Origin of the sequence: Marinobacter sp. M5B (assembly GCF_042604615.1) — a bacterium.
Taxonomy (GTDB): Bacteria; Pseudomonadota; Gammaproteobacteria; order Pseudomonadales; family Oleiphilaceae; genus Marinobacter; species Marinobacter salarius.
This window is the reverse complement of record NZ_CP156894.1, coordinates 1,573,230-1,585,576: the sequence shown is the minus strand read 5'-3', so window position 1 is coordinate 1,585,576 and position 12,347 is coordinate 1,573,230. Positions and strand designations below refer to the sequence as shown.

Annotated in this window: 11 protein-coding genes; 4 read left to right on the top strand and 7 right to left on the bottom strand. The window is 56.1% G+C overall.

The window, feature by feature from the left end:
• Nucleotides 1–102: 102 nt before the first annotated feature.
• Nucleotides 103–426: a ferredoxin FdxA gene (fdxA, locus tag AAGD24_RS07175; protein ID WP_007151871.1), complete on the top strand. Its 324-nt coding sequence runs from the start codon at nucleotides 103–105 to the stop codon at nucleotides 424–426.
• Nucleotides 427–493: 67 nt separating this feature from the next.
• On the opposite strand, the gene AAGD24_RS07170 is transcribed toward fdxA, so the two are convergent.
• The 6 genes from AAGD24_RS07170 to AAGD24_RS07145 form a co-directional block, all read right to left on the bottom strand.
• Nucleotides 494–1,159, bottom strand: a complete 666-nt coding sequence (locus tag AAGD24_RS07170) for a LysE family translocator (RefSeq protein WP_036204562.1) — start codon at nucleotides 1,157–1,159, stop codon at nucleotides 494–496.
• 31 nt (nucleotides 1,160–1,190) lie between these two features.
• Nucleotides 1,191–2,225 (bottom strand): hypothetical protein, encoded by a 1,035-nt coding sequence (locus AAGD24_RS07165; RefSeq protein ID WP_379866987.1) that lies wholly within the window; start codon nucleotides 2,223–2,225, stop codon nucleotides 1,191–1,193.
• A 157-nt stretch (nucleotides 2,226–2,382) separates the two neighbouring features.
• Nucleotides 2,383–3,333, bottom strand: a complete 951-nt coding sequence (locus AAGD24_RS07160; RefSeq protein WP_036204559.1) for a DegV family protein — start codon at nucleotides 3,331–3,333, stop codon at nucleotides 2,383–2,385.
• 106 nt (nucleotides 3,334–3,439) lie between these two features.
• Nucleotides 3,440–4,273 carry a metal-dependent hydrolase gene (locus AAGD24_RS07155; protein ID WP_075195840.1) on the bottom strand — a complete coding sequence of 278 codons (834 nt, stop codon included), beginning with the start codon at nucleotides 4,271–4,273 and terminating at the stop codon, nucleotides 3,440–3,442.
• Between the two features lie 244 nt (nucleotides 4,274–4,517).
• Nucleotides 4,518–5,894 carry a solute carrier family 23 protein gene (locus AAGD24_RS07150; protein ID WP_085681358.1) on the bottom strand — a complete coding sequence of 459 codons (1,377 nt, stop codon included), beginning with the start codon at nucleotides 5,892–5,894 and terminating at the stop codon, nucleotides 4,518–4,520.
• Between the two features lie 92 nt (nucleotides 5,895–5,986).
• On the bottom strand, nucleotides 5,987–7,615 hold the full coding sequence (locus AAGD24_RS07145) for an acyl-CoA synthetase (RefSeq protein ID WP_136633124.1): 1,629 nt from the start codon (nucleotides 7,613–7,615) through the stop codon (nucleotides 5,987–5,989).
• 146 nt (nucleotides 7,616–7,761) lie between these two features.
• Between AAGD24_RS07145 and AAGD24_RS07140 the strand changes: the two genes are divergently transcribed.
• Nucleotides 7,762–9,267 (top strand): sensor histidine kinase, encoded by a 1,506-nt coding sequence (locus tag AAGD24_RS07140; RefSeq protein ID WP_085681360.1) that lies wholly within the window; start codon nucleotides 7,762–7,764, stop codon nucleotides 9,265–9,267.
• Nucleotides 9,260–9,898: a response regulator transcription factor gene (locus tag AAGD24_RS07135; protein WP_085681361.1), complete on the top strand. Its 639-nt coding sequence runs from the start codon at nucleotides 9,260–9,262 to the stop codon at nucleotides 9,896–9,898. Before AAGD24_RS07140 ends, AAGD24_RS07135 begins: the two co-directional genes overlap by 8 nt.
• A 7-nt stretch (nucleotides 9,899–9,905) precedes the next feature.
• On the opposite strand, the gene AAGD24_RS07130 is transcribed toward AAGD24_RS07135, so the two are convergent.
• The gene (locus tag AAGD24_RS07130; RefSeq protein ID WP_379866984.1) at nucleotides 9,906–11,324 is read right to left on the bottom strand and encodes a PLP-dependent aminotransferase family protein; all 1,419 of its coding nucleotides are present in this window, start codon (nucleotides 11,322–11,324) and stop codon (nucleotides 9,906–9,908) included.
• Between the two features lie 190 nt (nucleotides 11,325–11,514).
• Here AAGD24_RS07130 and AAGD24_RS07125 point away from each other — a divergent pair, with 190 nt between their 5' ends.
• On the top strand, nucleotides 11,515–12,324 hold the full coding sequence (locus AAGD24_RS07125; protein WP_379866982.1) for a PhzF family phenazine biosynthesis protein: 810 nt from the start codon (nucleotides 11,515–11,517) through the stop codon (nucleotides 12,322–12,324).
• The last annotated feature ends 23 nt before the right edge of the window (nucleotides 12,325–12,347 follow it).

The window sequence follows — 12,347 nt, the reverse complement described above, 5'->3', positions numbered from 1 at the left end:
GATAGTGCGCCTCAGCGCTTGCGACAGGGCAGGCCGCTCAATACAATATCGCGCAATTATTATTACACTGATGAGATTGACTACTGGACCAGGAAACTGACTATGACGTTTGTCGTTACTGATAACTGCATCAAGTGCAAATACACGGACTGCGTGGAAGTATGCCCGGTTGACTGCTTCTACGAAGGCCCGAACTTTCTGGTAATCGATCCGGACGAATGCATCGATTGCGCCCTGTGTGAGCCGGAGTGCCCCGCTGAGGCCATTTTCTCGGAAGACGAGCTGCCGGCGGATCAGGTCCAGTTTGTGGAGCTCAACGCCGACCTGGCAGGCAAGTGGCCCAACATCACCGAAAAGAAAGACCCGCTGCCAGAAGCCGAAGAGTGGGACGGCAAGCCGGACAAGCTGCAGTACCTCGAAAAGTAATAGCTGCGTTCAGCGTATTACCATCAAAAAGGGGAGCCTCGGCTCCCCTTTTTCATACATCACCACTTCACTGCGTCGCCAGTTTTGCCCCGATAGCGACGAAGAAGCCACCAGTCAGCGCGTTCAGCATGCGCTTTACGCCCTGCCCCACGCCAAGCCTTCTTGATTTGACCACCACCAACGCCAGCCCACATTGCCAGGCCATCGCCAGCACAAAGTGAACCGCCGCAAGGAACAGCGATTGCTGGAATGCATTCCCGGCGGGATCGATAAACTGAGGAAGCAACGCCATATAGAACAGCGCCGTTTTCGGATTCAGCACGTTCGACAGCAGGCCTTCGCGAAACGCCACCCAGATTGATACCGGTTTCATCAATGGCGGTTCGGCGCTCGATATCGAGGATTCATCGGCGTTTGCGGGGCCCCGGGCCATGGCCTGACGCAACGAACTCAGCCCCAGCCAGATCAGGTAGCAGGCACCTGCCCATTTGACCGCGGTAAACGCCCAGGCCGTCTCTACCAGCAGCACCGAAATACCCAGAGCGGACAGGGTCGCGTGAATAAACAACCCACAGCAGATGCCCACGCTGGTGACACAGCCATCCCGCAAACCATGTTTCAATCCACCGCGCCCGGCGTTCCGCATCACCAGCAGGGTGTCCACCCCTGGCGTGACAGTCAGTAGCGAGATGGCCACCAGATAGGCCCAGAACAGCTCCGTTGGTACCAGCATTGCCAAACATCCCACGCGAACGCAGGAGTGCTCAGCTCTCCTGCTGCAGAAGTTTTTTCGCCGCGGCCGACTTATAGAATGGCGCAAGACGACGACGGATCAGGGCCTCAAGATACCCCTCCTCCCGCAGCACGTCTATCACAGGAAGTGCGTAGGCATCCACCTCCGCCATGACCACATCGCGATCGACCCCAACGGCAGCTAACAGCTCAATTACCGGCTTGTCGCCATACAGGGTGAACAGGTGCTCCACCACGGCCCTGGCACACCCCTCAAAATAGGCCGTCTGTCGGAACTGCAGCCAGAACTCATACCCCAGAACCACAAACTCCTGAAGTTGTATGTCACCCAGCCCCTCGTGCAACTCTTCGATGGTTCGGTCTTCCAGTGACACCCATACGGCCATCACACTGTCGCGCAGCTCCTCGTCGCTCAGCGCCTTGTTCAGGAACTGTTCACTCCGGCTGATCAACCCCGGCAGGCTGTCGGACAACCAGGCCTTAAAACGGCGCTCAAAGGTCTCGTCCAGGCCCGGAACCGCCCTGTTGGCCATGCGCTTGCCAAACTTCATCATCGAGCCGACACCGGGAACACTCTTGGTAATCAGGTTGTCCTCGTAGAGGTAGTTCACCACGCCCTGATACACCACGTTGGAAACCAGCTCCTGATAGACCGGGTGAGCCATGATCTCGCTGATCACCCGCTCACGCTGCTGACGTAGTTCAAGGGCCTCTTCGACGAACCCGGTGGCCTGCTCTCGGGTGATAATATCCCGTAACCGGGACGTGCGCTGGACCGGCGCGTTCAATACCTCCGTGGCCATTTCGGCCGCCAGTTCCGGGATACCGGCATCCAGTTCCATGTTGATCACAATGCGCTGGATCACGCCCATAACCTGTTCCGCCGAGGTCAGCCGGTTCAGGGTGATGGCCCCGGCGTAGTCAAACAGTTCATCCACTTCGGTTTCGAGAAAACGCCGCAACTTGGCCCCTTTCAGGGAAGCCAGTTCGTGTTTTACGTGTTGCTCGAGCAACGCATTGGCGAGATCCGTTTTACCTTTGGTCATAATCGGGGTCCGGTGCTGTCTGGAAGTGGGCTTCTGAATTGAGAACGACATGAGGCTAACACGAAGCCCGACCGGCTGCGTTTGCCGAAGATACAGCCTTTGGTGTGCGAGTGGGCCAAGAATCGCGAGGCGCTACCGGGATGCCCGCTAGCCCCGGCTACTGGAAATCGCTGAATTCGTGGGGTTCTGCGGCAAGCGCCAGGCACAGGCTGCCGGGGCCGATGTAGATGCTGCTGGTAATGCCCATCTGGGAGAGCAACAGCTCAACACCGTTTTTCTCACAGGCGTCACGCAGGCGATTCAATCCTGGAAGGTCCTCGATTTCAGTCCAAGTCAGGCCGCAGGAAAGGCTGACATAGGGCGTCAACAGTCCTGCCTCGACCCTCGCGGTGGCATAGTTCATCACTTTTTCCACTGCCACGTCGAAACTCCGGGTTTTGGCGACAGGTTGTCCTTCAGCGCCCTGACCAAAAATAACCGGGGTAATGTTCAGTGCCTTGCCGAGAAACGCCACCAGTGCCGACACGCTCTTGTCTCCACGCCGACGGGCCCGTTCGCGGATATAGTGCAAATCCCGGGGAATCACGCAGGTGTAGATTCTGTCGGTGAACGTGTCGACTTCATTGCGTAAGGCGTTTTTCGAAAGCTTCTGCTCAATCAGGCGAAGGGTGTGAGCCGCCAGCAGCCCCTGGCCGGCAAAGATCTGTTTGCTGTCGATCACCCGCATGGAGAATTTGCCCTCCCGCCCGGCGGCGTGGCGGGCCTCATGATAGTGCCCCATCACACTGTTCATGGCTTCCGTGGCATTCTGGAAAATCAGGCTGCGAGACCGGGTGACCGTTTCGCAGATGGCAACGTCAAATTCCGTGACAATTTTTTCCATGAACAGGTCGTGGATCTGTTCGGCGGAGAAGGCGTGCGTTTCGGCGTGGTGGCCCTTCTGTAACAGGCCGCTCTGGTAGAATTCCTGGGTCCTGACCGGGTCGTGCTCGTCGATGTAGGTCTGGCCATCAATAACGGCCGTGACCGGCAGAACAAACAGATCGTGCTTGCGACTGAACTCATAGGGCAGATCGCAGGCGGAATCAACGATAAGACCAACGCGCATGGGGCCTCCAGCTATGGGAAGCTATTCCAGCCGGTTGCTTCCCTTTATTGTCATTGTTTTTGGCAGGCCCAGTCTTACACAAAGCGGTCAATATTTCAGCACCCTGCTAGCGAGCGGATGGCTTCAGTTCAAGTTCATTGAGGTTTTTCTCGATCAGTTCACGGTTATCCTGTTGCCACGGATGAAACCCCTTGCGGAAATAGGCCAGGAAGTCCGGCATGCACTTGCGCAACACCCCCGGTTTACCCCATAGAAAGTTAATACCACCGATCCACGTGCCGAGGCTCCACAACTTGCCGTCGGTTTTCAACAGGCTGCAGGTGTTCAGGAAGGTGTACTTGAAGAAATTCCAGGTCACAAACAGGAATACAATCCGGCGAAGACGCTCATTGCCAACGCAGTGTCGATAGACGTCGAAAGCCACCGATTTGTGCTCAGTTTCCTCGATGGCGTGCCAGCGCCACAGCTTTTCCATGTCCGGTGTGGCCCCTTCCATCCATTCCGGGTGACGGAGAATGGCATTCGCCAGCACCGCGGTATAATGCTCGGCACCGCAGGTTCCGGCCAGTTGGCGACTGGGCGGCAGGTTGCCTACCCACGCCATATGCCTGCGGAATCGCTCATCAATGGCATCGATGTTGTACCCACGAGCCTTCAACGCTTCGTTGTAGTGCTTGTGCTCCCGGCTATGCAGCGCCTCCTGGCCAATAAACCCGCGAATCTCTTCCTTAAGCTTGGGATCGTCCACCTTGTCCCGGTAGAGCCGAACCGCATTGATAAACTGCTGCTCGCCATCGGGGAACTGGAGCGAAAGCGCATTGAAGAACGCCGTGCGGAAGGTGTCATTGCCGTGCCACAGGGTTTTGAGGTCGTCGGCAATATCGAAGTGCATGTGTCGGGGTGCAACCGAAACGCCTTCGGGCGTGGAACTGATGGTCATGACTGCCTCCGGGTTATTGTGATTATGGAGCGGCATTCACCGTACAGCGGCAACGTCGCGTACGAAAATTGATCAGAGACTTCAGTTTAAACCCGAATTCAACACGGAAGGAAGGTGGCAACCCAAAAAATTGGACAAATTGTCACGAAATGACAGGTTGTCAAAAAAAGGAGGCATGGCTGAGCCAATGCCTCCAAGGACACATAAGGGTATAGTGCTTCGGAACAGCCAAGAGGCCGTCGGTTTAATGCTCTTCCGCGCCTTTAACGCCCGGCGCTTCTGGGTCGGATGTAAATCCGAGGAGTTTTGTTCGCTCAATCAGGAAATACAGAACCGCTCCGGTGGCCAGGCCCCAGCCCGCACCGTAAACCGCCAGAACCACGCCCATGGTACCGGCGATACCGCGCTCGGTGTTGTTCTCCAGTTGTTCGAGGCCAACCATCAGGCAGATGTAACCAGTCAGTAGTAGGGTCAGGGACAACGCAATCGGCAATACTGGCTGAAAAAAGCTTACCAACGGCAAAACAAATAACGCGATGAAGCCAGTGATCCAGAACGTACCGCCGCCGCTGTAGATAGAATCCATCGCGTTGCGGCCGTATTTATAGCGCTCAGCCATGGTAGCGGTAACCGCAGTCCAGATAGGGCCGGCAAGACCAGGATAAGGCGCAAAGAATGCGTGACCACCGTTACGAATGGCCGTTACCAGGTGGGCCCGGTCAATGCTGTTGTCGATGTCCTCATCCTTTCGCAGGTGGTCTACCCGATTCATCAATGACTGGCCAACCACGATATCGCCAAAGGCAATGACATAGGCAATCACCGCTGTCGGAATCGCATACATGAATACTTCGGCATCCGGAAACCCAACTGTAAACGGCAAGTAGTTCCAGAGCTCGTCGAATGCCGGCTTGGTGATTCCCCACTCCACATTTGGAACGGCATACTCACCGGTGGCAAAGCCCACCAAAATGGCAACAACCATGCCCGGAACCATGCCGTAATTCGCGATTTTACGGGCAAGATGGCTGGTGTCGACGAAGCCTTTGAAGGACACCGAAAACATCAGGTACAGGCAGACCAAGCCACCCACTATCAGGGAGATAGGGGTTTCCGCAAGCCGTCCACCGGCTTCAATCTCTCCCATCAGCGCAGCAATACCGGCACCAATAATAATGCCGCCTTTCATGGAACGGGGAATCAGCTCCACCAGCTTGCTACCCAAGCGGGTAACCCCCAGCACCAGAAAAATAATGAACACCAGGAACTGCAGCGCAAACAACGCTTGAATGGCTTCCGGACCCGGCTCGTAGTCACCCAGGAAGAGAAGCACTACAGGGATGCCCGGCGTGATCCAGCCCGGTATCAATGGAACACCGAGTAACGCTGGCAACATGAAACCGATGCCACAGATCACCACGTAGGCAAGCGCAACGTCGTAGGGCACACCGAGGTATTTCTCCAGAAGCGGAATCATCGCAAGGCTGACCACGAACATGATCAGCGCTTGCACCATTTCGGCAAACTCCCAGCGGTAGTGAACAAACGGCAGCCGAATCTTGAAGGGACCAGCCGGCCAATATGGCTGCTCTTCCCCATTTTTACGGTGGTAAACTTGCATAAAAAGTCTCCTGGTGCGGAATCATCCGCACCTCATGTTGTTTTTGTGTTAACGGTTTCCAGACCCGGTCGCCGGGCTATAACAGCACCAGATCAATCCAGTTCTTTTGCCTGGTCTCGCAGCACGAATTTCTGGATCTTGCCGGTTGAGGTTTTTGGCAGGTCAGTAAATACGATCGTCTTGGGCACCTTGAAGCGAGCCAATCGTTCACGGCAGAAGTCGATCAGATCCTCCTCGCTCACTTCGCTGGCTTCCGGCTTCAGGGTGATAAACGCACAAGGAGTCTCGCCCCATTTGGCGTCTGGCCGCGCAACCACCGCTGCCTCCAATACCGACGGATGGCGATACAGAGTGTCTTCCACCTCAATGGTGGAAATATTCTCGCCCCCCGAAATGATGATGTCCTTCAGACGATCCTTGATCTCCATATAACCGTCCTCGTGCCACACAGCCAGATCACCGGTGTGGAACCAACCGCCGCGAAAGGCTTCCTCAGTGGCCTTGGGGTTCTTCAGATAACCCTTCATTACGGTGTTACCGCGCAGGAAGATCTCGCCAATGGTTTTACCGTCTTTGGGTACCGGCTCCATGGTGCTGGGCTCACCTACCATCGTGCCTGCCAGCGTGTGATAACGAACGCCCTGACGTGCTTTGATCGTGGCTCGCTCATCCAGCGTTTTCTCATCCCACTCGGATTTCCACGCACACACTGTCACCGGGCCGTATACCTCGGTGAGACCATATACATGGGTAATCGCAATCCCCATTTCCTCAATGGCACCGATAACTTGTGCAGGAGGGGCTGCACCGGCTGTCATCGCCTTCACCTCGTGATCAATCCCGGCTTTCGCAGACTCTGGCACATTCAACAGAGCGTTGAGCACAATTGGCGCACCGCACATGTGAGTAACCTGATGATCGCGAATCAGCTGGAGGATTTTCTCCGGGTCCACCCGCCGTAGACACACATGGGTGCCTGCCATCGCTGTGACGGTCCAGGGGAAACACCAGCCGTTGCAGTGGAACATGGGAAGCGTCCACAGGTAGACGGGGTGCTGGCCCATTGACCACACGGCCTGATTGCCAAGGCTGTTCAGATAAGCGCCACGATGGTGGTAAACCACACCTTTCGGATTGCCGGTGGTGCCTGATGTATAGTTCAGTGAAATTGCATCCCATTCGTTTTCGGGCAGGTTCCACTGGAACTCCGGGTCGCCTTCCTGAAGGAACGCTTCGTAATCCAGATCGCTCACCTGGATACCTTCACCGTATTCGGGATCGTCAACGTCAATGACCAATGGCTTTGAGTCCAGACGACTGATTGCATCGCGAACCACGCTACCGAACTCCCGATCGGCCACCACCACTTTGGCCTCAGCGTGCTCCAGCATAAAAGCAATGGCCTCTGCATCCAGTCGCACGTTAAGAGTGTTGAGCACAGCCCCAATCATCGGAACGCCAAAATGACATTCCACCATCGCCGGAATATTGGGCAGTATCGCCGCCACCGTGTCGCCACGACCAATGCCCCTGCTGGAAAGCGCAGAGGCCAGTCGGCGACACCGTTCATAGGTCTGTCCCCAGGTATAGCGAATGGCTCCGTGTATGACTGCCGGATAGTCCGGGTACACACTGGCGGTACGCTCAATGAAGTCGATGGGAGAAAGAACAGAGTGATTGGCGCTGACTGGCTCGAGGCCCTGATCAAAAATTGATGTCATTGTTATGGTCCTGTAGGCGTCATTATTCTTATGGTGTATTAAAGAAGTCCACTGAAAGGGCTACAATCTCTGGTATCGAGATACTATTTTATAGCAACAATACTAGAAATTACACCAATGTATTATAGTATATATACTATATTAAAATGAAAAATAACCAAGGAAGCACTATCACAACCTTCCAACTGCCAAGTTCCGACCCTGAAGCGGGGCTTATACTCGATTCCGACAGCCAGCTGCTAGGCCAGAATCAGGCAGCGAAAGATCTGTGCGCAGAGACCGGAACCGACAACCCGATCAGACTGCTACCAATCAATTTCTCAGCTCTGATCAATGCCTGCCTTACCCAGGGACGTGCTATTGAAGGCGTGGAGAGTCGCCAGCATTCGGCCACCCTGTCATGGACCTTCATTCCCGACCAGGACTCTCGCCAGGTTCTGGCGCGGGGACGGGATGTCACCGACAATATCCGGAAACTGGATGAGGCAACCCGATCCAGCCGGCTGTACCGATTGATTACCGAAAACACCACAGATCTTATTTCCCGACATGCACCGGACGGCAGGTTCATTGACGCCACGCCGGCATCCTGGAGGCTATTGGGGTACTGGCCTGAGGAGCTGAGGGGGAAACCTCTTGAAGAGGTATTCCGAAGCAATGCGTTCAGCGCCGAAGTAGAAGAAGCCCGCAACCGGCTTCGGGACGAAGGCTACGCCACCATGACCATTGAGATCACTCACAGGGACGGCAGCAGGCGATGGTTTGAAATTGCCAGCCGGGCGATCAGGGAAACCTACACCGGAGCGGTGATCGAGGTCGTCAGCGTCTCGCGAGACATAACCGCAAGGGTAAGGTCCGAAGAAAACAACCGCCGTCTGGCTGAAGAACTCGCCCACACTGCCCGCCTGGCGACACTGGGCGAACTGGCATCCAGTATCGCCCACGAGATGAACCAGCCACTGGCATCTATCGTTAACTTTGCCAGTGCAAGCCAGCGCTATCTGAAACTGGCTCAGGAGAACCCGGAATGCCTTGAGCGGGTGGACGACGGTCTGCAACGAATAACCCATCATGCCAACCGCGCTTCGGAAGTCATCAAGCGACTGAGGGCCTTTCTACGCAAGGGGCAGCAACGCACCGCGCCGGTTAACATCAATGACTCGGTAACCAACGTCAAGCGACTGTGCCAATGGGATGCCGACAAGCATAATGTCGTCATCCAGGAGAACCTGACGCCGCTCAACCCTGTCCTCACTGCCGACCCGGTCTTACTCGAGCAGGTGTTGATCAACCTGATTCGCAACGGTATCGACGCCAATACCGAAGCCCGACAGGGTGACAGCGCCCCATCTCGCATTAAGATTGAAACCTGCGTAACACCAACGCAGGAGACCCTGATCAAGGTGACTGACTACGGAGCGGGCCTTGACGAGGAAGGCATGCGACACATGTTCACGCCTTTCTATACCAGCAAACCTCAAGGGCTTGGCCTCGGACTTTCCATGAGCCGCTCCATTATTGAGGGATATGGCGGCTTCCTGGATGCACAACCGGCGGAATGTGGCGGCCTGACACTGATATGCCGCTTCCCGCCCCCTCACTGCAAGAAGAATGAATCCGGCAACCCCAGGGAGACAGATCAGGATGAGTGATTCAGCCCATACTGTTTATGTTGTAGACGATGATGCCGGCATGCTGGAGTCTACCCAGTGGCTGCTGGAGTCAGTTGGCCTACATGTGCAGCCTTATGCAGATGGACGGCAATTTCTGAACGCCGTTAATCCGGAGCATACCGGCTGCGTAGTCCTCGACATACGGATGCCCGGCCTCGGCGGCCTGAACGTTCAGGAAGAGCTTCAAAAACGGGGCTCGCAACTTCCCATCATCTTTCTCTCTGGACACGCGGATGTGCCCATCGTGGTCCGCGCCTTCAAATCCGGGGCGTTTGATTTCATTGAGAAGCCATTCAACGAACAACTTCTCCTGGACAGCGTCCAGCAGGCTCTTCAGCAACATCAGAAAGCCAATAGCCAACAACGTGGAGACCAGCATACTGACACTCTGGTTGCTTCTCTGACACGGCGGGAACGGGATGTATTCGTGCCATTGGCACAAGGATACACCAGCAGAGAAATAGCGGAACAACTGAACATCGGCGTGAAGACAATTGACTTGTACAGGGCGCGCGTAATGAAACGGCTGGGCGTGGAGCGCGTGCCGGACGTCACAGGCATTGCGATTGCCATCGGTCTGCTGGATCCGATGAGCCTGCGACAGCAATAGGCCTGGGTCAGGCCCGGGACTCAGCCGCCACAGCCGTTGAAATAGCACCGAGGCGCGCAATCGCCTGCTCAACCCTCTCGCTCCAGGGGTTGGCACCGTTCAGCCGCAGACAATTTTCGTACTTGTCTGTGATAGAGAACATCAGGCCCGGAGCCACGTTGATATTCTCCTCCCGCGCCCGGCGAAACACCTCTGTACCGGACACTGTGCCAGGAAGCTGAACCCACAGTACGAAACCACCCTGGGGACGGCTGACGGCCGTACCTTCGGGAAACGAGCGCCCTACTGCCGCACGCATACGGTCCGTCGCCTCGCGATAGCGTTGCCGGGCAGAACGAAGGTAACGATCATAACCGCCCTGCTCCAGGAAATGCGCCACGGCAAGCTGCGGCACGCTCGCGGTGCCCAGGTTGCTGAAATACTTCTGTTGGCTAGCCTCGGCCAGATATTTTCCCGGCATCATCCATCCCAGACGCAAACCGGGCGAGATGGTCTTGGAGAAGGAATTGCAATAGATAACGTTGCCGGTGCGGTCAAAGACCTTTGCCGGTCTGGGTCGATGGGTGCCGTAATACAGGTCGCCGTAGATGTCGTCCTCAATCAACGGAACGCCCGCCGCTTCCAGCATCCTTACCATCTGCTGCTTGCGAAGATCAGACATCGTCGCGCCCATGGGATTGCTGTGATTGGGGACCACCACGCATGCCTTCACCGGCCATTGTTCCAGCGCCAACTCCAGTCCCTCCAGGCTCAGCCCTTCCGAAGGATGCGTGGGAACTTCAATGACCCGGAGCCCAACTACGTCCAGCGCCTGGAGGATGCCCGGGAATGACGGCGACTCAACAACTACGATATCCCCAGGCGAAGTGACCGCCTGCAGGGCAAGAATAATGGCTTCCTGGGCGCCGTTGGTGGCAAGAATGTCGTCGGGCGTGGTAATAATCCCCAACGCCGCCATTCGCTGGGCCACCTGACGGCGATATTCGATCTTGCCGGGAAAGGCATAGTCTAATGTTTCCAGCCCACGCCGCGCAGCCCAGAGGGTGGCATGCTGGATCTGCCGCACGGGCAAAAAATCGGGATGTGGCACAGCAGCGGCCAGAGGCACCATGCGCTTCTCTTCATCAGCACAAAGGTCAAGGGCCATGTCACGGGCACTCACCGGAACTGGCTTGGCCTTGTGCTTCTGCATCACCGGTTCCGGCGTATCCCGCCTGGGCAGATGCACAAAATAGCCACTGCGCTCCCGCGCTTCGAGGTAGCCTCGGGCCTCCAGCGTCTGGTGGGCCTGAAGCACCGTTGAAACGCTTACGCCAAACTGGCGGCTGAGCGCCCGAACGCCAGGCAGCCGCTCGCCTTCGCGATAAACCCCATCGCGAATCAATGCGTGTAACTGGTCTGCTACCTGATTATAGAGAATGCCCATCGCTTCATCCTGCCAGATCAATCCAGAATGGCTGCAGTACAGATCAAACAGATTCTCACCAGTACAGATGTCACACAGAAAAGCCTGTACCGGTCCAAAATCACAATATCTGAATCTGTTATGGTTGTCTGCATAAACGGAGAATGGTGACTCTGGCTATCATCCATCGAATCTCGCGAAAGGAAAGGGAATGAAAACACTACCGATATATCAGGTCGACGCCTTCGCCAGTCAGGTTTTTAGCGGCAATCCCGCGGCCGTCATGCCGCTTGAAGAGTGGCTGCCGGACGACGCCATGCAGAAACTGGCACTGGAAAATAACCTCTCGGAAACAGCCTTTCTGGTGCCCTTACCCGAGGAAGCGGACGAAGACTTCCACATACGCTGGTTCACTCCAGGCACTGAAGTGCCGCTATGCGGTCACGCCACCCTCGCCAGCGCCTGGGTCCTATTCAACAAGCTCGGGTGGCAAAAGGAACAAATCCGATTCCAGTCCAAAAGCGGCCCCCTGGGAGTGAAACAGACCGACGACGGCTGGCTGGAACTGGACTTCCCTAATCTGGGCTTTGAGGAACGCCCGACACCCGGCCTGATTCTGGAAGCCCTGGAAGACTGCCCGAACACGTCGTTTTTTGTCCCCAAAGACACCAACTATCTCATCGTCCTCGGAGACGAAGCGGCGGTAAAAACCGCGCAGCCGGACATCCGCAAGCTCAAGGAACTTGGCAATCTGGGCGTCATCATCACTGCGCCTGGCAATGACTGCGACTTCGTCAGCCGTTACTTCGCCCCCGGCGGCGGTATTGATGAAGACCCGGTCACCGGCTCAATCCACAGTATTCTGGTGCCCTACTGGGCCGAGAAGCTCGGCAAGGATCACTTGTTGGCACGCCAGGTGTCCGCCAGAGGCGGCGTTCTGCGGTGTGAACTGAAGGGCAACCGCGTCGCCATTGCGGGCCAGGCAGCGTTTTATATGGAAGGTTCCGTGCAACTGCCCTAACGTCTTCGCAAAAATGTATACTG

Excerpts from the sequence above, each read along its gene's own strand:
- AAGD24_RS07130 (WP_379866984.1), bottom strand. The coding sequence starts at position 11,324 with ATGGGCATTCTCTATAATCAGGTAGCAGACCAGTTACACGCATTGATT.
- AAGD24_RS07135 (WP_085681361.1), top strand. The coding sequence starts at position 9,260 with ATGAGTGATTCAGCCCATACTGTTTATGTTGTAGACGATGATGCCGGC.
- AAGD24_RS07170 (WP_036204562.1), bottom strand. The coding sequence starts at position 1,159 with ATGCTGGTACCAACGGAGCTGTTCTGGGCCTATCTGGTGGCCATCTCG.
- AAGD24_RS07155 (WP_075195840.1), bottom strand. The coding sequence starts at position 4,273 with ATGACCATCAGTTCCACGCCCGAAGGCGTTTCGGTTGCACCCCGACAC.
- AAGD24_RS07125 (WP_379866982.1), top strand. The coding sequence starts at position 11,515 with ATGAAAACACTACCGATATATCAGGTCGACGCCTTCGCCAGTCAGGTT.
- AAGD24_RS07150 (WP_085681358.1), bottom strand. The coding sequence starts at position 5,894 with ATGCAAGTTTACCACCGTAAAAATGGGGAAGAGCAGCCATATTGGCCG.
- AAGD24_RS07160 (WP_036204559.1), bottom strand. The coding sequence starts at position 3,333 with ATGCGCGTTGGTCTTATCGTTGATTCCGCCTGCGATCTGCCCTATGAG.
- AAGD24_RS07140 (WP_085681360.1), top strand. The coding sequence starts at position 7,762 with ATGAAAAATAACCAAGGAAGCACTATCACAACCTTCCAACTGCCAAGT.
- fdxA (WP_007151871.1), top strand. The coding sequence starts at position 103 with ATGACGTTTGTCGTTACTGATAACTGCATCAAGTGCAAATACACGGAC.
- AAGD24_RS07165 (WP_379866987.1), bottom strand. The coding sequence starts at position 2,225 with ATGACCAAAGGTAAAACGGATCTCGCCAATGCGTTGCTCGAGCAACAC.
- AAGD24_RS07145 (WP_136633124.1), bottom strand. The coding sequence starts at position 7,615 with ATGACATCAATTTTTGATCAGGGCCTCGAGCCAGTCAGCGCCAATCAC.